The sequence below is a fragment of the Pseudomonas sp. B13(2017) genome (assembly GCF_002113245.1).
Classification (GTDB): Bacteria; Pseudomonadota; Gammaproteobacteria; order Pseudomonadales; family Pseudomonadaceae; genus Aquipseudomonas; species Aquipseudomonas putida_Z.
The window spans coordinates 86264-108840 of sequence record NZ_NEJX01000015.1 but is presented as its reverse complement, the minus strand read 5'-3'; the positions used below and the strand labels follow the sequence as shown (position 1 = coordinate 108840).

The 22577-nt window shown below is 65.1% G+C and carries 23 protein-coding genes; 13 read left to right on the top strand and 10 right to left on the bottom strand.

Going from position 1 to position 22577, the window contains the following annotated elements:
- The first annotated feature begins 222 nt into the window (after positions 1-222).
- Positions 223-873, top strand: a complete 651-nt coding sequence (locus tag CAG44_RS19250) for a TIGR04211 family SH3 domain-containing protein (RefSeq protein WP_085692793.1) — start codon at positions 223-225, stop codon at positions 871-873.
- 126 nt (positions 874-999) lie between these two features.
- Here the strand turns inward: CAG44_RS19250 and CAG44_RS19245 are convergent, their stop codons facing one another.
- Both CAG44_RS19245 and CAG44_RS19240 read right to left on the bottom strand, forming a co-directional pair.
- The gene (locus CAG44_RS19245) at positions 1000-1272 is read right to left on the bottom strand and encodes a hypothetical protein (RefSeq protein ID WP_085617081.1); all 273 of its coding nucleotides are present in this window, start codon (positions 1270-1272) and stop codon (positions 1000-1002) included.
- 106 nt (positions 1273-1378) lie between these two features.
- Positions 1379-2287 (bottom strand): LysR family transcriptional regulator, encoded by a 909-nt coding sequence (locus CAG44_RS19240; protein WP_003259239.1) that lies wholly within the window; start codon positions 2285-2287, stop codon positions 1379-1381.
- 124 nt (positions 2288-2411) lie between these two features.
- Between CAG44_RS19240 and CAG44_RS19235 the strand changes: the two genes are divergently transcribed.
- Both CAG44_RS19235 and CAG44_RS19230 read left to right on the top strand, forming a co-directional pair.
- Positions 2412-3146 (top strand): SDR family NAD(P)-dependent oxidoreductase, encoded by a 735-nt coding sequence (locus CAG44_RS19235; protein WP_085692792.1) that lies wholly within the window; start codon positions 2412-2414, stop codon positions 3144-3146.
- 16 nt (positions 3147-3162) lie between these two features.
- Positions 3163-3369 carry a 4-oxalocrotonate tautomerase family protein gene (locus CAG44_RS19230; protein WP_061551649.1) on the top strand — a complete coding sequence of 69 codons (207 nt, stop codon included), beginning with the start codon at positions 3163-3165 and terminating at the stop codon, positions 3367-3369.
- A gap of 123 nt (positions 3370-3492) precedes the next feature.
- On the opposite strand, the gene CAG44_RS19225 is transcribed toward CAG44_RS19230, so the two are convergent.
- Complete coding sequence (locus CAG44_RS19225; protein ID WP_025338802.1) at positions 3493-4374, bottom strand: LysR family transcriptional regulator; 882 nt, start codon at positions 4372-4374, stop codon at positions 3493-3495.
- A gap of 108 nt (positions 4375-4482) precedes the next feature.
- Here CAG44_RS19225 and argC point away from each other — a divergent pair, with 108 nt between their 5' ends.
- Together argC and CAG44_RS19215 are read left to right on the top strand one after the other, a co-directional pair.
- Positions 4483-5424: an N-acetyl-gamma-glutamyl-phosphate reductase gene (argC, locus tag CAG44_RS19220; RefSeq protein ID WP_013973018.1), complete on the top strand. Its 942-nt coding sequence runs from the start codon at positions 4483-4485 to the stop codon at positions 5422-5424.
- Positions 5425-5503: 79 nt separating this feature from the next.
- Positions 5504-6190, top strand: coding sequence for a GNAT family N-acetyltransferase (locus CAG44_RS19215; RefSeq protein WP_025338801.1), 687 nt, complete (start codon positions 5504-5506; stop codon positions 6188-6190).
- A gap of 111 nt (positions 6191-6301) precedes the next feature.
- Here the strand turns inward: CAG44_RS19215 and CAG44_RS19210 are convergent, their stop codons facing one another.
- The 5 genes from CAG44_RS19210 to CAG44_RS19190 form a co-directional block, all read right to left on the bottom strand.
- The gene (locus tag CAG44_RS19210) at positions 6302-7057 is read right to left on the bottom strand and encodes an ABC transporter permease (protein WP_015270722.1); all 756 of its coding nucleotides are present in this window, start codon (positions 7055-7057) and stop codon (positions 6302-6304) included.
- A complete protein-coding gene (locus CAG44_RS19205; protein ID WP_085692791.1) occupies positions 7057-8262 on the bottom strand; it encodes an ABC transporter substrate-binding protein in 1206 nt (401 codons plus the stop codon). Before CAG44_RS19205 ends, CAG44_RS19210 begins: the two co-directional genes overlap by 1 nt.
- Complete coding sequence (locus tag CAG44_RS19200) at positions 8249-9070, bottom strand: ABC transporter ATP-binding protein (protein WP_085692790.1); 822 nt, start codon at positions 9068-9070, stop codon at positions 8249-8251. Before CAG44_RS19200 ends, CAG44_RS19205 begins: the two co-directional genes overlap by 14 nt.
- Complete coding sequence (locus CAG44_RS19195; protein ID WP_085692789.1) at positions 9067-10131, bottom strand: acyl-CoA dehydrogenase family protein; 1065 nt, start codon at positions 10129-10131, stop codon at positions 9067-9069. Before CAG44_RS19195 ends, CAG44_RS19200 begins: the two co-directional genes overlap by 4 nt.
- 99 nt (positions 10132-10230) lie before the next feature.
- The gene (locus CAG44_RS19190; RefSeq protein ID WP_003259243.1) at positions 10231-10791 is read right to left on the bottom strand and encodes a carboxymuconolactone decarboxylase family protein; all 561 of its coding nucleotides are present in this window, start codon (positions 10789-10791) and stop codon (positions 10231-10233) included.
- A gap of 102 nt (positions 10792-10893) precedes the next feature.
- On the opposite strand from CAG44_RS19190, the gene CAG44_RS19185 reads away from it, so the two are divergent.
- The gene (locus CAG44_RS19185; RefSeq protein WP_085692788.1) at positions 10894-11805 is read left to right on the top strand and encodes an AraC family transcriptional regulator; all 912 of its coding nucleotides are present in this window, start codon (positions 10894-10896) and stop codon (positions 11803-11805) included.
- A gap of 128 nt (positions 11806-11933) precedes the next feature.
- Here the strand turns inward: CAG44_RS19185 and CAG44_RS19180 are convergent, their stop codons facing one another.
- Positions 11934-12473, bottom strand: coding sequence for an Rrf2 family transcriptional regulator (locus tag CAG44_RS19180; protein WP_003259245.1), 540 nt, complete (start codon positions 12471-12473; stop codon positions 11934-11936).
- A gap of 258 nt (positions 12474-12731) precedes the next feature.
- Here CAG44_RS19180 and CAG44_RS19175 point away from each other — a divergent pair, with 258 nt between their 5' ends.
- Together CAG44_RS19175 and CAG44_RS19170 are read left to right on the top strand one after the other, a co-directional pair.
- On the top strand, positions 12732-13934 hold the full coding sequence (locus CAG44_RS19175; protein WP_085692787.1) for an NAD(P)/FAD-dependent oxidoreductase: 1203 nt from the start codon (positions 12732-12734) through the stop codon (positions 13932-13934).
- A 234-nt stretch (positions 13935-14168) separates the two neighbouring features.
- Positions 14169-15794: a methyl-accepting chemotaxis protein gene (locus tag CAG44_RS19170; RefSeq protein ID WP_085692786.1), complete on the top strand. Its 1626-nt coding sequence runs from the start codon at positions 14169-14171 to the stop codon at positions 15792-15794.
- 151 nt (positions 15795-15945) lie between these two features.
- Here CAG44_RS19170 and CAG44_RS19165 read toward each other — a convergent pair whose 3' ends face one another.
- The gene (locus CAG44_RS19165) at positions 15946-17352 is read right to left on the bottom strand and encodes a cytosine permease (RefSeq protein ID WP_025338792.1); all 1407 of its coding nucleotides are present in this window, start codon (positions 17350-17352) and stop codon (positions 15946-15948) included.
- 317 nt (positions 17353-17669) lie between these two features.
- Here CAG44_RS19165 and CAG44_RS19160 point away from each other — a divergent pair, with 317 nt between their 5' ends.
- The 5 genes from CAG44_RS19160 to CAG44_RS19135 all read left to right on the top strand — a co-directional run bounded on the left by CAG44_RS19160 (position 17670) and on the right by CAG44_RS19135 (position 22570).
- On the top strand, positions 17670-18155 hold the full coding sequence (locus CAG44_RS19160; protein WP_003259250.1) for a flavin reductase family protein: 486 nt from the start codon (positions 17670-17672) through the stop codon (positions 18153-18155).
- Between the two features lie 75 nt (positions 18156-18230).
- Complete coding sequence (locus CAG44_RS19155) at positions 18231-19271, top strand: LLM class flavin-dependent oxidoreductase (RefSeq protein WP_025338791.1); 1041 nt, start codon at positions 18231-18233, stop codon at positions 19269-19271.
- Between the two features lie 322 nt (positions 19272-19593).
- Entirely contained in the window at positions 19594-20190 is a 597-nt protein-coding gene (locus CAG44_RS19145; protein ID WP_003258678.1) for an amino acid synthesis family protein, read from the top strand.
- Positions 20191-20258: 68 nt separating this feature from the next.
- Positions 20259-21092 (top strand): alpha/beta fold hydrolase, encoded by an 834-nt coding sequence (locus tag CAG44_RS19140; RefSeq protein ID WP_025338790.1) that lies wholly within the window; start codon positions 20259-20261, stop codon positions 21090-21092.
- Positions 21089-22570 carry an aldehyde dehydrogenase gene (locus CAG44_RS19135; RefSeq protein ID WP_015270730.1) on the top strand — a complete coding sequence of 494 codons (1482 nt, stop codon included), beginning with the start codon at positions 21089-21091 and terminating at the stop codon, positions 22568-22570. Before CAG44_RS19140 ends, CAG44_RS19135 begins: the two co-directional genes overlap by 4 nt.
- Positions 22571-22577: the final 7 nt, after the last annotated feature.

The following is a 22577-nucleotide window of genomic DNA, read 5'->3' as shown; positions in this document are numbered from 1 at the left end:
CAGGGTGAACTCACAGGATCGACAAGGGGTACTCCACGACATTTGCGTCATCGGCAAGGCAGTAGCACGTGGTCCGGTCCTGCAACATCCTGCAGACATTTCCGACGTCAGGTAGTGAACCCGCCTACAAAAAAACGGTCTTTCGCTGACGGTCAACTCACCGACCGGTTCATCGGCCCAGTCACCGGGCCTACTTTTGTCCTGTTTCAGCGAAGACCCAACATGCCCGATTCCCGCCCAACTGCTTCCGCCCTCACTGCCCTGCGCGGCGGCCTGATCGCCACCCTGGTGGCCCTTGCCGCACCGGTGCACGCCGAAGAGCCTGCCAGCGACGCACGCTGGGTCAGCGACAGCCTGAGCACCTACGTGCGCAGCGGCCCCACCGATGGCCACCGCATTGTCGGTACACTCAAGTCCGGGCAGAAGCTGACCCTGATCGGCAGCCAGGGCAACTACAGCCAGGTGCGCGGGCAGAACGGCGATGTGGTGTGGATTCTCAGCAACGACCTGCAGTCGGTGCCAGGCCAGAGCGAGCGCCTGCCGCAGCTCGATGCCCAGGTCGCGGACCTGACCGGGCAGTTGAAGAACATCGACGACAGCTGGAAGAGCCGCGTGCAGGGCATGCAGGAAACCCTGGATTCACGCAAGAAGCTGATCGACGAACTGGAGGCGCGCAACAAGGCGCTGAATGAACAGCTCGACCAGAGCCAGTCGCAGCTGCGCGATACCCAGGCCCGCCTGGGGGACGAGAACAAGCAGGTGATGATGCGCTACATGGTGTATGGCGGCAGCATTGCCGGCGCGGGCTTGCTGGCGGGGCTGATCCTGCCAGCGCTGACCCGTGGGCGCAGGAAGAATGATCGCTGGTTCTGACTGGGCTTTCCTGCACTGGCCTCTTCGCGGGCTTGCCCGCTCCCACAGGATTTCCAACAGGCTCAAGGCCTGTGCAGTACCTGTGGGAGCGGGCGAGCCCGCGAAGAGGCCAGTGCAGGACTGCAGCTACTTCCCGCGCGCCTTGTTGTAGATGGTCTTGGCCCGGTCGGCGGAGGCCTGGCACTTGATCATGTCACCCGCAGCCTGCCCTTCCTTGGCCTGCTTCAACAGCTCGTGGTAGTCATGCGCCATGCCACCGTGCAGTGCCTGGCCATCAGTCTTCTGAATGTCTTCAAGCTCCTTGATCTTGGCCGCACAGTTGCTCGCCGGGTCTGCGTGTGCGGCAAAACTGAGGACCGAGGCAATCACCAGCAAAGGTATGCATTTCGTGGATTTCATGGAGCGTTCTCCTGGAAAACCTGAAGGGTCGTCGAGATGACATTGGCTCGACGCAGCAAACAGCATAGTCGGCCATACGCCCCGGCGCCTCGCTTCAGCCCGGGGGCTATGCCCCCTCGGCAAACAGGAAATCGATGAACACCCGCACCCGCAGCGGCATGTGCCGGGCCTGGGGGTAGATCAGCATGAACGGCCGCGAGGTGCCGCCAAACTCGGCGAGCACTTCCACCAGTTCGCCACTGGCCAGTGCGTCCTGCACGGTAAAGCGATAAGCCTGCATCAGCCCGCCGCCGTGGCGCACCAGCGTGGCGGTGGCGAGGAAGTCGCCCAGGCAGGTGAACCCACCCTGGGTTTCGATCTCCACCTGCTGGCCATCCTGAAGGAAGCTCCACGGCGGGCGACGACCACTGCTGGGCAGTTCGAACTGGATGCACTCATGTTGCAGCAAGTCGTGTGGTGTTCGTGGCGTGCCGGCACGGGCCAGGTAGCCCGGCGTGGCCACCACCACCAGTTCGGCATCTTCCAGGCGACGCGCCACCAGCCGCGAATCGGCCGGCTCGCGACCACGAATGGCCAGGTCGAACGGCTCCTCGGCAAAGTCGACGTTGCGGTTGCTGACATGCACATCCACCTGCACCTTTGGGTAACGCTGGCGAAACCGCGGCAGCAGCGGCAACAGCCGGTGATGGGCATAGGGCGTGGGTGCACTGATACGCAGGCGGCCGCTCGGCTCGACCTGCCCGCCCGTGACCTGGCGCTCGGCCTCGACCAGTTGCCCCAGTGCCTGCCGGCATTGCTGGTAGTAGGCCTGGCCGGCCGCGGACAGGCGCATCTGCCGGGTGGTACGGACGAACAGGCGCACGCCCAGGCGCTCTTCCAGGCGCGCCACGCTGCGGCTGACCGCCGCCGGCGTAACGCCGGCCTCCGTGGCCGCGGCAGTGAAGCTGCCGCTGTCGGCGGCCAGGCAGAACAGTTCCAGGCTGCCCAGTTGCAGGTCGTCGAAATGGCGGGTCATGACGGCTCTATTGATTACATGATGTATCGATTGAAATGCCCCTGGCCTCATTTTTCAAGTGCTGATTGCAACCTACAGTGGCTTCACACCGAGCCCATGGCTCATTTCACTGGAGATCATGCACATGAACACGCCACGCACCGTCATCATTACCGGGGCCTCGAGCGGCCTGGGTTTCGCCCTGGCCGAAGCCTTTCTCGAACGCGGCGACAACGTGGTCGGCAATGCCCGCATTCAGGCCCGCCTTGAGCAAGCCGCCGCCCGCCTCGGCAACCCATCGCGCTTCATCGGCGTGGCTGGCGACATCGCCGAACCGGGCACGGCGCAGCGCCTGTTCGCCAGCGCCGAGCAAGCCTTTGGCGGGGTCGACCTGCTGATCAACAACGCCGGCATCTTCATTGCCAAGCCATTTGCCGAGTACAGCGAAGCGGATGTCGACGCCCTGGTCGGCACCAACCTCAAGGGGTTCTTCTACCCGGCCCAGGAAGCGGCGCGGATCATGACCAGGCAAGGGCATGGGCAGATCATCGCCATCACCGCCTCCATCGCCTTGCAACCGGACACCCGCGTGCCAGCCCTGCTGCCGGTACTGGTCAAGGGTGGCCTGAACCAGGCGGTGAAAGGCCTGGCGCTGGAACTGGCAGCCAGCGGCGTGCAGGTGAACGCGGTGGCGCCGGGGATCATCGAAACACCGCTGCATGGCGGCAACACACAAGGCATGGGCGCGCTGTCACCCAGTGGCCGCACCGGCTTGCCACAGGATGTCGTGGATGCAGTGTTGTACCTGGCCGACTCACGCTTCGTCAGCGGCGTGATCCTGCCGGTGGATGGCGGTAGCACCGCTGGCACCTGGCATTAACAGAGGAGCGAGAACCATGCCCTATGTCCATATTCGCGTAACCGATGAAGGCGTGAGCGCTGAGCACAAGCGCCAGTTGATCGAACAGACGACCCGCATGCTGCAGCAGGTGCTGGGCAAGCCGCCGGCCAGTACCTTTGTGGTGATCGAGGAGGTACCGACCGATAACTGGGGGGTTGGCGGGGAGACAGTGACCGCGGTGCGGGCCCGAGAGCGAGGGTGACCCCAGGGGCCGCCTTGCGGCCCAATCGCCGGCAAGCCAGCTCCCACAGGTACGGCGCTGCCTTCAGGCTATCGCTGTACCTGTGGGAGCTGGCTTGCCGGCGATTGGGCTGCACAGGAGCCCCTACTGGCGCAACCGCTCCAACGCCTGCAACACATACCCCGTGGCCCGCTCCACCTGCCCTTCCCGGCAGGCAATGCCCAGTTGCCGCCACAACCCCGGCCGCAGCGGCCGGCGGGCAATGCGCCGGTCCAGCTCGGCCGACTCCCCCTCCTGCGGCAGCAATGTCGCCCCATACCCGGCCCCGACCAGGCTCTTGATCGCATCGTTGTAGTTCAGCTCGATTCGCGGCTCGGGGTACAACCCCGCTGCCGCGAACCACTCGCCGGTCACCCGCGAAAGCTGGGTGCTGCTGTCGTTGAGGATCAACGCCCGCTGCGCCAGCCAGGCCGGCGTGACCTTGGCCGGTGGCTGCCAGTCGGCCGGCACGTAGGCCAGGATCGGGTCGCGCCGCCAGGGCGTAACCGCAAGCCCTTTGCCGGCCACCTGTGGCAAGGCCACCAGGCCGATATCCAGCGTGCCCTCGCGCAAGCGCGCCAACGAGGCCTGGGAGGTCAGCACCTGTACCTGCACATCGATCCCCGGGTGCACCGTACGCAAGTGCTCCAGCGCCTGCGGCAGCAGGTGGGCGATGGCACCGGTGGAAGCGCCCAGGCGCACCCGACCGGTCAGGCCCTCTACCTGTCGGCGCACTTCATCCAGCGCCAGGTCGGCGTCGGCCAGCAGGCGGCGGGCACGGGCCAGCAGGGTTTCGCCGATGACCGTGGGCCGCACCTGGCCACGGGTGCGGGTAAGCAACGGGGCGCCGATGCGCGCCTCCAGCTCGGCCACGTGCAGGCTGATGGTGGGCGGTGCCAGGTTGAGCTGGCGGGCGGCTTCGGCAAAGGAGCCCAGGTCGGAGATGACCACCAAGGTGCGGAGGCGATCGAGGCTGATTTCGCGCATGGGCCAAACTCATTCAGAAAAGATGAACATATCGATCATCATATTCAATTTTTCTTTACCAGAGCCACAAGCGAGCATAGGCCATCTCTCCCCGACCGGACTTTGACCATGCACACCCCTGTTGTCTTCATCGACGGTGACCAAGGCACCACCGGCCTGCAGATCCATGCCCGCCTGCAAGGCCGCAGCGATCTGCGCCTGCTGACCCTGCCCGAAGCCGAGCGCAAAGACCCGCAACGCCGCCGCGAGGCAATCAACAGCGCCGACATCGCCCTGCTGTGCCTGCCCGACGATGCCGCCCGCGAGGCCGTGGCGGCGATCCACAACCCGCAGGTGCGGGTGATCGACGCAAGCTCCGCGCACCGCACCAGCCCAGGCTGGGTCTATGGCCTGCCGGAGCTCGACGAGCAGCAAGCCGAGCGCATCGCGCACAGCAAGCGCGTCAGCAACCCCGGCTGCTACCCCACCGGCGCCATCGCCCTGCTGCGCCCACTGGTCAAGGCCGGCCTGCTGCCAGCGGATTACCCGCTGAACATCCACGCCATCTCCGGCTATTCCGGTGGTGGCCGCGCCGCAGTCGAACGGCATGAACAGCCCGCCGCCGGCAAAACCCCGGCCCTGCAACTGTACGGCCTGGAACTGGCGCACAAGCACGTGCCGGAAATCCAGCAGCACGCCGGGCTGTCGGCGCGGCCGATGTTCATGCCGGGCTACGGTGCCTACCGCCAAGGCATCGTGCTGAGCATCCCGCTGCAGTTGCGCCTGCTGCCCGGCCAGGTCAGTGCCGAACAGCTGCAGGCCTGCCTGCAGCAGCACTACCAGGGTGCCCGCCACGTCCAACTGATGCCCCTGCACCAGCACGGCGCAGCGCCGAACCTCGACCCCGAGGCGTTGAACGACAGCAACGACCTGCGCCTGGCGCTTTACGCCAACCCTGAGCATGGCCAGGTGCTGCTGACCGCAGTGTTCGACAACCTCGGCAAAGGTGCCTCCGGTGCGGCGGTGCAAAACCTCGACCTGATGCTCGGTGCATTGCAGGTACAAGGCTGATCGGCAAAACCGGTTAGACTGTACAGCCCGCGCCCGCATGGCGCGGGCCGCCCATCTACCCGCCGGAGCCCGCCCCCCGATGTTCATCCTGAGCCGCCTCGACAGCGTGCCGCCTGAATCTTTCCAGAACCAGATCCGCGAACTGGTGATCCACCACGTCGGCGAACTGAGCAGTGTCGCCATCAGTGCCGACAACCCGCTGTACCCGCTGTACCAGTACGGCGTCGGCATGGAGGTGCACCAGTACCTGCAAGCACTGGACGGCACCCGCGGCCTGGCCGTGACACTGACCCTGGCGCTGGATGCCGAGGCACCGGACCAATTGCTGGGGTTTGCCCTGTCGCTGCCGGCCGAGGACGACGAACAGGCGTGCGCCCTGGCATTCCTCGCCGTGCGCGCCAGCCATCGTCGCCAGGGCATCGCCCGCGCCCTGCTGGGCGACCTGCAGGCACGCCATGCCTGCGTCGAGCTGAATGCCTTTGCCAGCCAGGTACCGTGGTTCGAGGCGATGGGCATGCAGGTGGTGGCCGCCAACGGGCCGCAGGTACTGATGAGCAGTACCGGGCGGGCTAGCGGCGCGCTGATCGGGCGGCTGGATATTGCGCCGATCTACCAGACGGCGGAAGTGATGCAGATCCATACCTACCTGCTCAACCAGCAGGGTGAGGATGCGATGATCGAAGCGGAGCAGATGCGGGATGAGCGACTGGACGAACTGACCGCTCAGGCCCAGGAGTGTGTACGGCAGCGCAAGACCGTGCATTGATCCAACGGCCTGTTCGCGGGCTCGCCCGCTCCCACAGGGATTTCACAAGGCCAAAGGGCGGTGGGATACCTGTGGGAGCGGGCAAGCCCGCGAAGAAGCCCCCCTGGCCCCTCAGCCATGCACCCAGCGCCGATGCAGCCCACGCGCCAGGGCATCCAGCACAAACCCCAGCACCCCGATCAGCAGCACCATCGCCATCAGCTCGGAATACGCCAGCCGGTCGCGGGTATCGAGAATGAAGTACCCCAGCCCCGCACTCACCCCGAGCATTTCGCACGGCACCAGCACGATCCACAGGATGCCGATGGCCAGTCGCACGCCGGTCAGCACATGGCCGATCACCCCGGGCACGATCACCTTGCACAAGGTCTCCCGGCGCGTGGCACTCAAACTGCGGCTCAACTGCAACCAGCGCGGGTCCAGCTGCCTTACCCCGGCCGCCGTGTTCAGCAAGATCGGCCACAACGCGGCAAACGCCAGCAGGAAGTAGATAGGCTGGTCCCCCACGCCCATCAGCATCACCACCACCGGCATCCACGACAGCGGCGAGATCATGCGCAGGAACTGGAACGCCGGTGTGGTCGCAGCCTCCAGGTGCCGGTAGCTGCCCACCAGCAAGCCCAGCGGCACGCCGATCAGCAGCGCCAGCAGCAGCCCGACCAGGATACGTTTGAGGCTGACCCAGATATGCCCGTACACCTCGCCCTGCCCCAGCAACTCGACCAGGCTGGCCAGGGTCGCTGCCGGCGAAAAGCGCGCCGACAGGCCATCGGCCTGGCCGAACAGCGCGACACCGGCCCACCACAACAGCAACAAACCCAGCAACCCGGCCAGCCCCAGGCCGGCATGAACGACATGCGTGCGCATCAGACCGCGAACTCCTCGCTACGCTCGAAGTTATCGGCAATGCCGAACACCGACGGCCCGCCAACGCTGGCGATGGCGTTGCGCACGAAGCGGTCGTCGACCAGGTCGCGGGCGGTCTGTGCCGGGTCCAGGCCGGCCAGGAAAGCGCTGTCGCCCTCGATCAGGGTGGTTTTCAGGCGCTTGACCAGCTCTTCGGTGTAGCTGGGGAACGGGTAAGGCTGGAAATCGATGCGCTTTTCGTCCCACTGCTGGTGGCGAATGGCGCCACTGGCAATGTAACCGGCACGGTCCTCGGCGGCCGGGGCCAGCACTTTGCCGAGCACCGCTGGTTCATGCGGGGTGTACTTGTTGGGGCCGGCCTTGGACAACAATGCGGCGGCCTCGGCGCGGTGGTCACGGGTCCAGTGCTGGGCCTTGACGATGGCGTTGACCACCTTCTGCGACCACTCCGGGCGGTTGTTCAGGTCGTGCTCGTGCATGAACACCACGCAGCAGGCGTGGTTGCGCCACACATCGCCGGTGAAGCGCTGCACGCGGCCAACCTTGAGGTTCTCGGCCAGGGCGTTGAATGGCTCGGCGACGATATAGCCAGCGATGCGTTTGCTGGCCAGCGCCGGCGGCATGTCGGACGGCGGCAATACCAGCAGGTTGACTTCGTTGCCGGCCAGCGGCGCATTGGCCGGCTTCGACACCGGGGTCAGACCGTTGTCGTTGAGCATCTGTTGCAGCACCACGTTGTGGATCGAGTACCAGAACGGGATGGCCACGGTCTTGCCGCCCAGCTGTTTCATGTCGCTGATGTCCGGGGCCACGGTCAGGCCTGAACCGCCCACGTGGTTCCAGGCCACCACCTTGGCCGGCACCTTGCTGCCGTAGCGGGCCCATACGGTCATCGGCGACAGCAGGTGGATGACATTGACCTGGCCGGAGATGAACGCCTCGATCACCTGCGCCCAGCTGCGCAGCAGCACCGGGCGCTCGGCCTTGATGCCTTCGGCCTCGAACAGGCCGTTGTTGTGCGCCACCAGCAGTGGCGTGGCGTCAGTGATCGGCAGGTAGCCGATACGCACTGGCGCGTCCGGTTCGGCGGCGGCAGGGGCCTGCAGGCTCGACAGCAACGGCAGTGCACCGGCGGCCGTGAGCATGGCGCCGAGCTTGAGGAAATCGCGACGCGAAGAAGAGGAACAGCAGTCATCCATGCACATGGACAGCCTCCGAGGGCAACGGGGTTGGGGTAGGTTCGACTGTGCGGCTTGCCCGCCGAAGGGTTTTGAGGATTTCGATGCGCAAGGCGCCCAGTTCCTCGACCCGCTGCGTCCGTGGTTGCGGCAGGTCGATGCACCACTGGCCGAGGGTGTGCGCTGGGTGGTTGCCCAGTAGCAGGACCCGGTCGGACAGCAGCAGGGCTTCGTCGATATCGTGGGTGATCAGCACCGCCGCCGTGTTATGGGTGGCGATCAGTTGCAGCAGCAGTTGCTGCATGTCGGCCCGGGTCACTTCATCCAACGCGCCGAACGGCTCGTCGAGCAACAGCACTTCGGGCTGGCGGGCCAGGCAGCGGGCCAGCGCGGTGCGCTGGGCCATGCCGCCGGACAACTGCGCCGGGTACTGGCCGCGAGCATGGGCCAGGCCCACGGCGGCAATCGCATGGTCGATGCGTGCGCGCCGTTCGGCGGCGGCAAGTTTTGGCTGGCGGGCGAAGTCCAGGCCGAAGGCGACGTTCTTCTCCAGGCTCAACCAAGGCAACAGGCTCGGGTCCTGGAAGGCCACCGCCAGGCGTGGGTGCGGGCCCTGCAGCGGCTGGCCGTGCAGGGTCACGCTGCCACCGCGGGGCTGCTGCAGGCCGGCCAGTACCCGCAGCAGGCTGGACTTGCCGACCCCGCTGGGGCCGAGGATGGTCACCACTTCGCCGGGGGCCAGCTGCAGGTCGAACTGCGCCAGCACCGCCTGCCAGCCACCCTCGCGCGGGTAGCCCAGGCTGATGTCGCGGGCTTCGAGCAACACTTGGCTCATGCCGCGCCCGCCTGGCGTTGCAGTTCGGCGCGCAGCTGCACCAGGCTGGGCGTGACGATCGGCACGAAGGCCGACTCGCGCCAGCGGCGGGCAAAGCCTTCACCGTACTCGCTGAGGTAGGCCTTGCCACCACTGGCCTGCAACTCCAGTTGCACGGCGTCGGCAGCGCTTTCGGCCAGGGTGATGCGCAGCTTGAACAAGGCTGCCGGCTGCTGCTGGAAGCGGCCATCGAGCAGGCCCTGCTTGAGCTCGCTCACGGTGTTTTCCAGGCGCTCGCCGAGCACCTGGCGTGCTTCGTCGAGGAACGAGGCACGGCCATGCAGGTGTGCCTGCACTTCCGCCAGCGCCCGCCGCGCCAGGCCAATGGCCATGCCGCACTGCAGCGCCAGGAACGCCGGGCGTACCCGGGGCAGGAACTCACGGGCATTTTCGTGCAGCAACCAGCCACGCTGCAATTGCACCTGGTGGAAGGCCAGTGCCGCGGTGTTGCTCGACTGCAGGCCCATCAGTTGCAGGTCGTCGGAGCGCTCCAGGCCCTGCGCGTCGGACGGAATGGCCAGCACGAACGGTGCACCACCGGCTTCGTCTTCGATAGCCGCAGCCACCACGAAGCCGCTTTTGCGCAGGTTGGTCACCCAGTGCAGGCGACCTTCCAGCTGCCAGCCATCGGCTTGCGGGCGCCCGCGCACCTGCAGCGCTTCGATGCCGGACAGGAACTTCATGGCATTGGACAGCCCGGTGGCACCGGCCAGTTCGCCAGTCAGCAGGCGCGGCAACAGGTGCTCGCGCAGGGGCTGGTTGGGGCTGTGCAACAGGTATTCGATGAAGGCGCGCTGGCCCCAGCAGACGAACGCCGCTGCCAGCGAGCGGCTGGCGATTGCGGCAATGGCCTCGACCGCGTCGGTCACCTGCCCGCCCGTGCCGCCCAGGGCCGGGTCGACACCGACCCGCAGCAGCTGCGACTCGGCGATTTGCGCCAGCACCAGCTGCGGCTCGCACTGGCCCCGGTCAATGGCCTCGGCATTGGCATCCAGCCAGTGTCGAAATGCACAATCTTGCATGGTCTTGCTCCTTTGAAAACGCCGGGGCCGCTTGGCGGCCCATTCGCGGCACAAGGCCGCTCCTACAACGATCGCGGTACGACCGGTGTCACGCGCGGATCATGCAGAAGGTTGCCAGCGGTACTTGCCGAGCTCGTCATTGAGCGGCGTCTGGGCGAACACATTAGCAAAGTTGCACAGGGTTGCGAGGCTCACGCCCAGAATCACCTCCAGGGCGTTGCCTTCGCTGAAACCGGCTGCGCGGAAGGCCTGGTAAGTGGCCTCGCTGACATTGCCACGGGTGGCGATGACTTCGCGGGCGAACGCGGCCAGGGTTTCATACCGGGCATCGGGCAGCTCGCCACGGGCACGCAGGGCATCGACCACCTCCTGCGGCAGCTTGGCCTTGTTCAGGGCCACGGCCGTGTGGCCGGCCACGCAGAAGTCACAGCCATGCTGGGTGGCGGCAATCAGCTGCACCACTTCACGCTCGGCCAGGCTCAGTTCGGCTTTGCCGTTGAGTGCCGAAACGGTCACGTAGGTTTCCAGCGCCGCCGGGGCATTGGCCAGCACGCCCAGCAGGTTGGGGATGAAGCCGGAATTCTTCTGGGCGTTCTCGAGGAACGGACGGGCCGCTTCCGGGGCGCTCTGCAGCGTGTGTAAAGTAATGCGCGAGGACATGGAGTGGTCTCCTTTGATGGGTGTCACTACAGTCTGTTGGTTATAAGAACTACCCTCCATATTCATCAGTCGCCTTTCCTTGCTCTTGAGTCTTTGCATTAGATGATTTCGTCCAGCCACCTTGTCGATTGGTTATTAGAAGGCCTGGAGCTCGATGCCAGCCTGTTCCATGTGGGCCGCTACTGCGGCGGCTGGCACGCCAGCACCGAAGGCATGGGCCGGGCCAGCTTCCACCTGGTGGTGCAAGGGCATTGCTGGCTGCACATCGACGGCCAGCCCGAGGCACTGCGCCTGGAGGCTGGCGATGCGGTGTTCCTGCTACGCGACCTCGGCTATCGCCTGGCCAGCGACCAGGACCCGGCCAGTGCCTGCGCCCAGCCACGCCAGCACATGCAGGCCATGGACGCCGATGCGGTCGATGGCGTGGGGCTGGTATGTGGTTTCTTCCACTTCAGGCCGGGCTTGTCGGCGCTGATCGTCGACGGCCTGGCCGACTGGATACTGCTGCGCGCCGATGAACCGGCCGGGCATGCGGCGCGGGCGTTGTTCGAGCTGATCCTGGAGGAATGCCGGCGCGCCACCGGGCCGTCACAGGCGTTGCTGGAGCGGCTGACGCACTTGTTGTTCCTGTATGTGCTGCGCCAGCAGGTGCATGCCGGGCAATCGCTGGGTGGCCTGGTCGCCCTCGCCCGGCAACCGGCGTTTGCCGGGTTGCTGGAGCAGCTGATCGAGCAACCGGGGCAAGCGTGGACGCTGGAAAGCATGGCCGCCTGCACCGGGTTGTCGCGGTCGGCGTTTTTCAAGCGTTTCAATGAACTGGCGGGACAGTCGCCGGGGCAAGTACTGCTGGCGCTGCGCATGCGCCATGCCAGCCAGTTGCTGCGGGCGGGGCATACCGTGGAGCAGGTGGGGGCGCAGGTGGGGTATCAGTCGGTGGCGGCGTTTACCCGGGCGTTTGCCAAGGCGGTGGGGGTGCAGCCGGGGGCGTATCGGCGGCAGCATGAGGGGCGCTGAGCGGGTTATTTCTGTGCCGGCTTCTTCGCGGGCTCGCCCGCTCCCACAGGTACCCCACAGATTTCAGCAATTGTGCGATTCCTGTGGGAGCGGGCAAGCCCGCGAAGAGGCCGGCACTGGCAACAGATTCAGACCTGACTGACCGGAATATCCCCTGCCCCCTTGCCCTCCCGCCGCTCACCCATCCAGGCATTGACCTTCTGCCCGAACTCGGCCGGCGCCTTGCGCCCGAACCGCCGCGCCAGATCAAGGATGGTCTGCTGCGCCAGGGCCTCTTCCATGCGCTTCTGCGCACCCAGCATCACCGCATGGATCGCGCAGGTGCCCTCGGTCGCCCAACCCGGCGGCGAACCCTCGAACAGGCTGCAACGCTCGCGAACTTCGCGGCAGTCGAAGATCTTCTTTGGCCCATCGATGGCATTGACGATATCCAGCACGGTGATTTCATCCGACGGCCGCGCCAGCCGGAAGCCGCCACGCACGCCCTCGGTGGCGGCCACCAGTCCGGCACGGGCCAATTTGGTGAAGACCTTGGCCAGGTACTCCTGGGGTACACCCTGCAACTCCGCCAGGTCGCGCACGCTGGACTCACGCGAGTCGCCCCGCTCGTCCACCAGGAACAGCAGGCAATGGATACCGTATTCGACGCCAGCACTGTAGAGCGACATATCTATCTCCGACCAATCTTGTCGCAAATAATACGCCGATAGCATCCGCACCGCAAAGCGCAAAGCTGCCGCCGGTCGGCCTTGTTTTTCCCTTAAGCCCAGTAAATACAGCTATTCGAGCCACGAAATGGTGCGGCAGGGTGTCGGCCTGTTGGAAAAAAGACTTGCACGCACAAACTACGATCAATACAGTCGTAGTTATTCGAGAGGCACACAACCCGCCCTCGAAGCCCCTTTCGAACCTTGCGGAGCACCTTCATGAAATCGAACATCCTCATCATCGGTGCCGGCTTTGCCGGCGTATGGAGCGCCCTGAGCGCTGCGCGCCTGCTCGATCAGGCCCAGCGTGCCGACATCAACATCAGCGTCCTCGCTCCACAGCCTGAACTGCGCATCCGCCCGCGCTTCTACGAGGCCGACGTGCACGGCATGAAGGCCCCGCTGGGCGAGCTGTTCGAAGCCGTGGGCATTCACTTCATTCCGGGCAACGCCGACAGCATCGATACCGAAGGGCGCAGCGTCAGCTACACCGACGCCCAGGGGCACCGGCAACAGACCGCCTACGACCGCCTGATCCTCGCCGCCGGCAGCCAGGTCGCACGCCCGGCAGTGCCTGGCCTGGCCGAACATGCATTCGATGTCGACCAGATGGAATCGGCCATGCGCCTGGAACAGCACCTGGTCGGCCTGGCCGCCCAGCCCGCTTCGCCTGCACGCAACACCGTGGTGGTCTGTGGCGGTGGCTTCACGGGTATTGAAACCGCCACGGAAATGCCTGCCCGCCTGCGTGCCATCCTCGGTGCCAGTGCAGCGGTGCGGGTGGTGGTGGTCGACCGCGGTGCGCAAGTTGGTGCGGCGCTGGGCGCCGGTATCACGCCGTCGATCATCGCCGCCTGCGAACAGGCCGGGGTCGAGTGGAAGGCCGGGGCTTCGGTGGTGGCTGTCGATGCCGGTGGCGTTACCCTGGACAATGGCGAGCATATCGCCAGCAACACCGTGATCTGGACCGTTGGCGTGAAGGCCAGCCCGTTGACCGCACAGGTTGCCGGCGAGCGCGACAACTTCGGCCGGCTGAAAGTGGACGGCCACCTGAAGGTGCTGGGCCAGGACCATGTGTACGCCACGGGCGACACCGCCTGGGCCGCTGTGGACGAGCTGGGCAACCACGCCCTGATGACCTGCCAGCACGCCATCCCCATGGGCCGCCACTCCGGCAACAACGCCGCGGCCGACCTGCTCGGCCTGCAGCCGGTGGTGTACCGCCAGCCCAAGTACGTCACCTGCCTGGACCTGGGCGAATGGGGTGCGACGTTCAGCGAGGGTTGGGAGCGCGAACTGAAGCTGCACGGCCAGGAAGGCAAAGACCTCAAGCGCCAGATCAACTCGGTATGGATCTACCCGCCAGCGGCTGATCGCGCCCTGGCACTGGCCGCTGCTGACCCGCTCATCGCGATCGTCTGACCGCAGCAATCTGATAAAACCGCCACCTGATGGCGGTTTTGTCTTTTGATGTCATGACATGAAATGACTGTTCGAAAATGATGGCCATATGGCATCATTCAAATCAAAAAGAATTCAAGAGGGTGAGGCACACAACTGAATCCGCAGCGCTTCCAGAGCCTGGCGCCACACCCGGTGACCCGGCCATCCGCCCAAGCTCCTGAGGGCCTGCACGCCACCGTCAAGGAGCATGTCATGCAATTAAGGAATTTGAAGATCGGCATTCGCGCTGCCTGCGTGTTCGCCCTGTTGGGTATCCTGGTCCTGTTCATGGGCCTTACCGCACTTTATGAAACCCGGCAGATGGACAAGGCCACGGACGAAATCCGGGTCAACTGGATGCCCGCCGTGGTGGCCCTGAGCGAAATCAGCAGCAACCTTGGCCGCGCCCGCGCCCTCACCCTGCGTACCGCACTGGACGACAACCCCAGCGAACGCAGCCGCAACCTGCAGTTGCTCGACGACACCAATGCCAAGATGAAGGATGGCCTGAAGGCATACGAAGGTACCATCACCGCCGCCGATGACCGCGCCCTGTTCGACACCTTCAATAGCGCGCACCAGCAATACCTCGAGCTGCAAGCACGCGTACTGCAGGACATTGTTGCTGGCCGCATGGAAGACGCCAGGCAGCAGATCAACGGCCCCCTGACCCAGCGCGCCGACAGCATGATGCAGGCCATGGCGGCGCTGATCGCCTACAACGGCAAAGGTGCCGAACAGGCCTCGCAGCGCAGCAGCGACGTGGCTGACGAAGCGTTCACCGCGATCATTGTCTCGCTGCTGGTGATCATGCTGGCCCTGGTCGCCATTGCCACCGTGCTCACTCGCAGTATCGTCGTGCCGCTGGCCGATGCGGTGAGCGTGGCCGAGCGCGTGGCGACCGGCGACCTGACCCAGGACATCCGTGTAATCGGCCGCGACGAGCCAGCCTTGCTGCTGCGCGCCCTGGGCCGCATGCAGGGCAGCCTGCGCGACACCATCCGCAAGATCGCCGCTTCGTCCGACCAGTTGGCCTCGGCTTCGGAGGAACTGCACACCGTCACCGAAGACACCAGCCGCGGCCTGCACCAGCAAAGCGCGGAGATCGACCAGGCGGCCACCGCCGTCAACCAGATGACTGCGGCGGTCGAGGAAGTGGCGAACAATGCCGTCAGCACCGCCGACGCCTCGAAGGGTGCCGACCAGACCACCCGTGATGGCCGCGACCGGGTCAACCAGGCGCTGGCTTCCATCCAGCATCTGGTGGCTGATGTGACCGGCACCTCGACCCAGATCGAACAGCTGGCCAACAATGCCAACGAGATCAGCCGCGTGCTGGACGTGATTGGCGCGATTGCCGGGCAGACCAACCTGCTGGCGCTGAATGCCGCTATCGAAGCGGCCCGCGCCGGCGAGGCGGGCCGTGGCTTTGCCGTGGTGGCCGATGAGGTACGCGCCCTCGCCCACCGTACCCAGCAGTCGACCGCCGAGATCGAGCAGATGATTGCCGGGATCCAGAACGGTACCGAGCGGGCGGTGACGGCGATGCACAGCAGCCAGGGCCGCGCCAGCGGCACGCTGGAGGTGGCGCAAGGCGCCGGTCAGGCGCTGGAGGTGATTGCCGAGGCGATTGCCTCGATCAACCAGCGCAACCTGGTGATTGCCAGCGCTTCGGAGGAACAGGCGCAGGTGGCGCGGGAGGTGGACCGCAACCTGGTGAACATTCGCGACTTGGCCATGCAGACATCGGCGGGGGCCAACCAGACCAGTGCGGCGGCGCAGGATCTGTCGCGGTTGGCGGTGGACCTGAATGGCCTGGTGGCGCAGTTCAAGGTTTGAGCTGAAATAGCCGGGGCCGCGTTGCGCCCCTTCGCGGGCACGCCCGCTCCCACAGGGTTAGTGCAGCCTGCAAGGGCAACATGAAACCTGTGGGAGCTGGCTTGCCGGCGATGGGCTGCAAAGCAGCCCCTGTTACAGCAACGCCAATCTGTCAGTCATTGACACTCACAACCCGCCCCGCCTTCTCGGCAGCCTTGCCCCGGGTCGCCAGGCAGTAATACAGCGGCACCGTCACCAGCAAGCCGAACAGCCACGACAGGTCAGCCCCTTCGACGATATTGGAATACGGCCCCACATACAGCGACGTATTGGCAAACGGCAGCTGCACCAGGATGCCGCAGGCATAGGCAATGATCGCGTGGTGGTTGAAGCGGCCATAGATGCCGCCGTCGGCACTGAAGATCGAGGCGATGTCGTACTGGCCCTTCTTGATCAGGTAGAAGTCGATCAGGTTGATCGACGCCCACGGCACCAGTACCAGCAGCAATGCCAGGATCAGGCCGATGAACTGGCCGATGAAGTCCGCCGAGGCATTCAGCGCGACCATGCCGCAGCCCACCAGAATCACCGCAGCCAGCACCACCCGCACCTTGATGCTCGGCGTCCACTCGGCGATGAAGGTCTGGATCGCGGTCACGATCGACAGCACCGCGCCATACAGGTTGAGGGCGTTGTGGCTGATGATGTTGAGCAGGAACAGCACCATCAGGATCGGGCCCAGCCAGCCGGTGGCCTGCTTGACCGCGTCCATCGCATCGGTGCCTTCCGGCACGCACAGCACCGCCACCGCACCAAAGCTGAAGCACAGGATGGTGCCCAGGGTAGCGCCGAAGTAGGTGGCCCAGAACGGCTTGGCAATGCCCACTTCACGCGGCAGGTAGCGCGAGTAGTCGGAGGTATACGGCGAGAAGCTGATCTGCCAGATGGTGCCCAGCGACACGGTGGCGATGAAGCCCGACAGGTTGAACGCGCCACGGCTGAAGAAGTCGGCCGGCAGTTCCTGGGCGAACATCATGATGAAACCGGCCAGCAACGCCGAACCCATCACCCAGGTACCGATGCGGTTGAGGATGTGGATGAAGCGGTAACCGATCACGCCAATGGCGGTGGCACTCAGCGCACCGATCACGATCGCGCCCGGCATCGGTACGCTCGGGGTGATGCCGTGGATGGTCTTGCCCGCCAGGACGATGTTGGAAATGAAGAAGCCGACATAGATCAGCGCGGTGAAGAACACGATCAGCAAGGCGCCGTAGCGGCCGAACTGGCCACGGCTCTGCACCATTTGCGGAATGCCCAGCTGCGGTCCCTGCGCAGAAGCAAGGGCAATGACCACGCCCCCGACCAGATGGCCCAGCACGATGGCGACCAGGCCCCATAACAGGTTCAGGTGGAACACCTGGACCACCATGGCGCCGGTGACGATGGGCAGTGGCGCGATGTTGGTACTGAACCAGAGGGTGAACAGGTCGCGCGCCTTCCCGTGGCGCTCGGCAGGTGGAACGTAATCGACCGTGTGATTCTCGACAAACTGGTGTTGCGACGACGGTTGGGACATAGGATTCAGCTCGAAAGGTCGTTTTTATCTTTGTAAGGAAACCGCATCTAGGCGGCCTCTCAGCTGCGGACCATATTATGGTATTCCAAACTTTTGACAACACTGATCCGTAGGAAAAAACGCCCACTGATCCGCTCGCGCAACCCCTGCGGCAAACCGCCTCACCGCTCAAACCCACGGTATACGCGGGCTTGAGCCGTTCATCGCGCAATACCCTCGCTTGAAAATTCCGCTTGCAAAATAGGTATTACGGTATACCATCAGACACATCAACGATAAAAACCGCGGACCACCGCAGCCCTATAGAGGTACACCAGATGATCGACGCAACCGTCTACAAGCATGTCCTGGGCTCCTTCCCGTCCGGCGTTACCGTCATCACCACCCTGGACGACGATGGCTCGGTCGTCGGCCTGACCGCCAGCGCCTTCTCCTCCCTGTCGATGGACCCGCCGCTGGTGCTGTTCTGCCCCAACTACACCTCCGACTCCTACCCCGTGCTGATCCGGCAGAAGCGCTTCGCCATTCATCTGTTGTCGGGTGAACAGCAGGCCGAAGCCTATGCGTTCGCCAAGAAGGGCAAGGACAAGGCCAGTGGCATCGAGTGGTCCCTGAGCGAACTGGGCAACCCGATCCTGGCCGGTGCCACCGCAGTCATCGAATGCGAACTGTGGCGCGAATACGAAGGTGGCGACCACGCCATCATGGTCGGCAAGGTGCACAACCTGATCGTCCCTGAAGAGGCGCCACGGCCGATGGTGTACTGCCGCGGCAAGATGGCCAGCCTGCCGGCCTTTGCCTGAAGCCTATTCTGAATCGAGACCGCTGGTGCCAACCCTGCCTGGCGCCAGCCCCTTTCAAGCGTTGAGGAAAGCCCCATGAAATTTTCGTTGTTCGTGCACATGGAACGTTGGGATGAACAGGTCAGCCACCGCCAGCTGTTCGAAGACCTGACCGAACTGACCCTGATGGCCGAGAACGGCGGTTTCAGCACCGTGTGGATCGGCGAACACCACGCCATGGAATACACCATTTCGCCAAGCCCGATGCCGCTGCTGGCCTACCTGGCTGCGCGCACCGACAAGATCCGCCTGGGCGCCGGCACCATCATCGCGCCGTTCTGGAACCCGATCCGCGTGGCGGGCGAATGCGCCCTGCTCGATGTGATCAGCAATGGCCGCATGGAAGTGGGCCTGGCGCGTGGCGCCTACCAGTTCGAATTCGACCGCATGGCAGGCGGCATGCCGGCCACCGACGGCGGCAAGGCCCTGCGCGAAATGGTGCCGGTGGTGCGCAAGCTGTGGGAAGGCGACTACGCCCATGACGGCGAGGTCTACAAGTTCCCCACCTCCACCAGCGTGCCGAAGCCGTTCAACGCCACCCCACCGATGTGGATCGCCGCCCGCGACCCGGACTCGCACAACTTCGCCGTGGCCAATGGCTGCAACGTCATGGTCACCCCGCTGATGAAGGGTGACGAGGAAGTGCTGGACCTGAAGAACAAGTTCCAGGCTGCCCTGGACAACAACCCGGGCGTGCCGCGCCCGCAACTGATGGTGCTGCGCCACACCCACGTGCACAGCCCGGCCGAGCCGGAAGGCTGGAAAGTCGGCGCCCAGGCCATCTCGCGCTTCTACCGCACCTTCGATGCCTGGTTCGGCAACAAGACCACCCCGGTCAACGGTTTCCTTGAGCCGAGCCCGGAGTCGAAGTTTGCCGAAGTGCCGGCGTTCGAGCTGGAGAACATCCGCAAGAACACCATGATCGGCACGCCGGAAGAGATCATCGCGCGTATCAAGTACTACCAGGAACTCGGCGTCGACGAGTTCAGCTTCTGGTGCGACAACAGCCTGCCCCACGCCGAGAAGAAGAAATCGCTGGAGCTGTTCATCAAGGAAGTGGTGCCGGCGTTCGCCTGATTTCCCATTACCTGAAACATTGCGGGACGCGCCCGCTCCCGTGGGCCCTGTGGCCCACGTGAGCGGGCTTTTTTTTGAAGCCTGCACCGGCCTCTTCGCGGGCTTGCCCGCTCCCACAGGGACAGCACAGGCCATGAATGCCGTGCGATCCCTGTGGGAGCGGGCGAGCCCGCGAAAAGGCCAGCACAGAAACCGCAGGAATCAAGGCATCAGGCCACCTTTCGTCCCCTCGCAAGAGAAATTTCCAGCCACCTCTTGCACAACAAATATTATGGTATACCATCAGACAACAAGAGCTGATAACCCTCACCAGGAGCCACCCATGAGTTTCGAAATCCGCAAGATCGTCACCTACTCCGAAGAGACCCGCATCGAAGGCGGCAAGGCCACCGACAAGCCGGTGACCATGGTCGGCCTGGCCGTCGTGATCAAGAACCCATGGGCCGGTCGCGGTTTCGTTGAAGATCTGAAGCCGGAAATCCGTGCCAACTGCTCGGACCTGGGTGCCCTGATGGTCGAGCGCCTGACTGCAGCCATCGGCGGCGCCGACAAGATCGAAGCCTACGGCAAGGCCGCAGTCGTCGGCGCCGACGGCGAAATCGAACACGCCTCGGCGGTGATCCACACCCTGCGCTTCGGCAACCACTACCGCGAAGCGGTACAGGCCAAGAGCTACCTGAGCTTCACCAACAAGCGCGGCGGCCCGGGCACCTCGATCCAGATCCCGATGATGCAGAAGGATGACGAAGGCCTGCGCTCGCACTACATCACCCTGGAAATGCAGATCGAAGATGCCCCGCGCGCCGATGAAATCGTCGTGGTCCTGGGCGCCTCCGACGGCGGCCGCCTGCACCCGCGCATCGGCAACCGCTACATCGACCTGGAAGAACTGGCTGCCGAAAAAGCCAACGCTCAATAACAACAACCAAGACGGGCCGGGGCGTGGCGTGCTTACCCGCCGCGCCCGACCTTCAAGGAGCGCCCTCCATGATTCAGCCTGTCGCTGAACGCACACCCGCCGGCACCAGCTACCTGTCCGTCGGCCAGGGCCAACCCGTGGTACTGATCCACGGCGTGGGCCTGAACAAGGAAATGTGGGGCGGTCAGTTCGTTGGCCTGGCCAACGACTACCGCGTCATCGCCTACGACATGCTCGGCCACGGCCAGAGCGCACTGCCGGCCGCGGACATCGGCCTGGAAGGCTATGCCGCCCAGCTCGCCGAACTGCTCGACCACCTGCAGATCGCGCAAGCCACCGTGATCGGCTTCTCCATGGGCGGCCTGGTCGCCCGGGCGTTCGCCCTCGGCTACCCGCAGCGCCTGGCCGCACTGGTAGTGCTCAACAGCGTGTTCAACCGCACCCCCGAGCAGAGTGCCGGCGTTATCGCCCGCGCCGCCCAGGCTGCGCAGCTGGGCCCCGACGCCAACGTCGACGCCGCGCTCGACCGCTGGTTCAGCCGAGAATACAAGGCTGCCAACCCGGCGCAGGTCGCCGCCATTCGCCAGGTGCTGGCGAGCAACGACCCGCAGGGCTACCACACCACTTATTCGCTGTTCGCCACCCAGGACATGTACCGCGCCGCCGACCTGGCCAGTATCCAGGTGCCGACGCTGATCGCCACCGGCGAACTCGACTCGGGCTCCACCCCGGCCATGACCCGCCAGCTTGCCGCCAGCATTCCTGGCGCGCACAGCGTGGTCCTCGCCGAGCAACGGCATATGATGCCGGTGGAAGCACCGCGTGAAGTCAACAAGATGCTGCTGGACTTCCTCGCGCAAGCCCGCACCCTCACCGAATCCGCCAAGGGGATTGTTGCATGACCCTCGTTCGTTTCCAGATGTGCATCGACGGCCAATGGCGCGATGCCCAGAGCGGCAAGACCTTCGACAGCCTCAACCCGGCCACCGCCCAGGCCTGGGCGCAACTGCCCGACGCCGACGAGGCCGATGTGGAGCTGGCCGTGCAGGCCGCCCAGCGTGCCTTCGACAGCAAGGAGTGGCGCAGCATCACCGCCACCGCGCGCGGCAAGCTGCTGCGTCGCCTGGGTGACCTGATTGCCGAAAACAAGGAACACCTGGCCCAGCTGGAAAGCCGTGACAACGGCAAGCTGATCCGCGAAACCCGCGGCCAGGTCGGCTACCTGCCAGAGTTCTTCCACTACACCGCAGGCCTTGCCGACAAACTTGAAGGCGGCACCCTGCCGCTGGACAAGCCCGACCTGTTCGCCTACACCGTGCACGAGCCGATCGGCGTGGTCGCCGGGATCATCCCGTGGAACAGCCCGCTGTACCTCACCGCAATCAAGCTGGCCCCGGCCCTGGCCGCCGGCAACACCATCGTGCTCAAACCGTCCGAGCACGCCTCGGCGACCATCCTCGAGCTGGCCCGCCTGGCCCTCGAGGCCGGCTTCCCGGCTGGTGTGGTCAACGTGGTCACCGGCTACGGCCCCAGCACCGGCGCGGCGCTGACCCGCCACCCGCTGGTGCGCAAGATCGCCTTCACCGGCGGCGCCGCCACCGCCCGCCACGTGGTGCGCAGCAGCGCCGAGAACTTCGCCAAGCTGTCGCTGGAGCTGGGCGGCAAGTCGCCGAACATCATCTTCGCCGACGCCGACCTGGACAGCGCCATCAACGGCGCCGTGGCGGGCATCTATGCCGCCTCCGGGCAAAGCTGCGTGGCCGGCTCGCGCCTGCTGGTGCAGGACGAGATCTTCGACGAGTTCGTCGAACGCCTGATCGCCCGCGCCAAGCGCATCCGCATCGGCAACCCGCAGGACGATGCCAGCGAAATGGGCCCCATGGCCACCGCGCAACAGCTGGCCGTGGTCGAAGGCCTGGTGGCCGCAGCCAAGGCCGAAGGCGCCAAGCTACACATGGGCGGCAAGCGTGCCGAAGTCGAGGGTGACGGCTGGTTCTACGAGCCGACCCTGTTCGAGTGCGACAGCAACTCGATGACCATCATGCAGGAAGAGGTGTTCGGCCCGGTTGCCGCGGTAATCCGCTTCAAGACCGAGGAAGAGGCCCTGGCCATCGCCAACGACTCGCAGTTCGGCCTGGCCGCCGGCATCTGGACCCGCGACCTGGGCCGTGCCCACCGCCTGGCCCGCGACGTGCGTTCGGGGATCATCTGGGTCAACACCTACCGTGCCGTGTCGGCCATGGCGCCGATCGGCGGGTTCAAGAACAGCGGCTACGGCCGTGAGAGCGGCATCGATTCGGTGCTGGCCTATACCGAGCTGAAGACCGTGTGGATCAACCTGTCCACCGCGCCGATGCCCGACCCGTTTGTGATGCGCTAAGAGGTAG

Excerpts from the sequence above, each read along its gene's own strand:
- CAG44_RS19250 (WP_085692793.1), top strand. The coding sequence starts at position 223 with ATGCCCGATTCCCGCCCAACTGCTTCCGCCCTCACTGCCCTGCGCGGC.
- CAG44_RS19245 (WP_085617081.1), bottom strand. The coding sequence starts at position 1,272 with ATGAAATCCACGAAATGCATACCTTTGCTGGTGATTGCCTCGGTCCTC.
- CAG44_RS19240 (WP_003259239.1), bottom strand. The coding sequence starts at position 2,287 with ATGACCCGCCATTTCGACGACCTGCAACTGGGCAGCCTGGAACTGTTC.
- CAG44_RS19235 (WP_085692792.1), top strand. The coding sequence starts at position 2,412 with ATGAACACGCCACGCACCGTCATCATTACCGGGGCCTCGAGCGGCCTG.
- CAG44_RS19230 (WP_061551649.1), top strand. The coding sequence starts at position 3,163 with ATGCCCTATGTCCATATTCGCGTAACCGATGAAGGCGTGAGCGCTGAG.
- CAG44_RS19225 (WP_025338802.1), bottom strand. The coding sequence starts at position 4,374 with ATGCGCGAAATCAGCCTCGATCGCCTCCGCACCTTGGTGGTCATCTCC.
- argC (WP_013973018.1), top strand. The coding sequence starts at position 4,483 with ATGCACACCCCTGTTGTCTTCATCGACGGTGACCAAGGCACCACCGGC.
- CAG44_RS19215 (WP_025338801.1), top strand. The coding sequence starts at position 5,504 with ATGTTCATCCTGAGCCGCCTCGACAGCGTGCCGCCTGAATCTTTCCAG.
- CAG44_RS19210 (WP_015270722.1), bottom strand. The coding sequence starts at position 7,057 with ATGCGCACGCATGTCGTTCATGCCGGCCTGGGGCTGGCCGGGTTGCTG.
- CAG44_RS19205 (WP_085692791.1), bottom strand. The coding sequence starts at position 8,262 with ATGTGCATGGATGACTGCTGTTCCTCTTCTTCGCGTCGCGATTTCCTC.
- CAG44_RS19200 (WP_085692790.1), bottom strand. The coding sequence starts at position 9,070 with ATGAGCCAAGTGTTGCTCGAAGCCCGCGACATCAGCCTGGGCTACCCG.
- CAG44_RS19195 (WP_085692789.1), bottom strand. The coding sequence starts at position 10,131 with ATGCAAGATTGTGCATTTCGACACTGGCTGGATGCCAATGCCGAGGCC.
- CAG44_RS19190 (WP_003259243.1), bottom strand. The coding sequence starts at position 10,791 with ATGTCCTCGCGCATTACTTTACACACGCTGCAGAGCGCCCCGGAAGCG.
- CAG44_RS19185 (WP_085692788.1), top strand. The coding sequence starts at position 10,894 with ATGATTTCGTCCAGCCACCTTGTCGATTGGTTATTAGAAGGCCTGGAG.
- CAG44_RS19180 (WP_003259245.1), bottom strand. The coding sequence starts at position 12,473 with ATGTCGCTCTACAGTGCTGGCGTCGAATACGGTATCCATTGCCTGCTG.
- CAG44_RS19175 (WP_085692787.1), top strand. The coding sequence starts at position 12,732 with ATGAAATCGAACATCCTCATCATCGGTGCCGGCTTTGCCGGCGTATGG.
- CAG44_RS19170 (WP_085692786.1), top strand. The coding sequence starts at position 14,169 with ATGCAATTAAGGAATTTGAAGATCGGCATTCGCGCTGCCTGCGTGTTC.
- CAG44_RS19165 (WP_025338792.1), bottom strand. The coding sequence starts at position 17,352 with ATGTCCCAACCGTCGTCGCAACACCAGTTTGTCGAGAATCACACGGTC.
- CAG44_RS19160 (WP_003259250.1), top strand. The coding sequence starts at position 17,670 with ATGATCGACGCAACCGTCTACAAGCATGTCCTGGGCTCCTTCCCGTCC.
- CAG44_RS19155 (WP_025338791.1), top strand. The coding sequence starts at position 18,231 with ATGAAATTTTCGTTGTTCGTGCACATGGAACGTTGGGATGAACAGGTC.
- CAG44_RS19145 (WP_003258678.1), top strand. The coding sequence starts at position 19,594 with ATGAGTTTCGAAATCCGCAAGATCGTCACCTACTCCGAAGAGACCCGC.
- CAG44_RS19140 (WP_025338790.1), top strand. The coding sequence starts at position 20,259 with ATGATTCAGCCTGTCGCTGAACGCACACCCGCCGGCACCAGCTACCTG.
- CAG44_RS19135 (WP_015270730.1), top strand. The coding sequence starts at position 21,089 with ATGACCCTCGTTCGTTTCCAGATGTGCATCGACGGCCAATGGCGCGAT.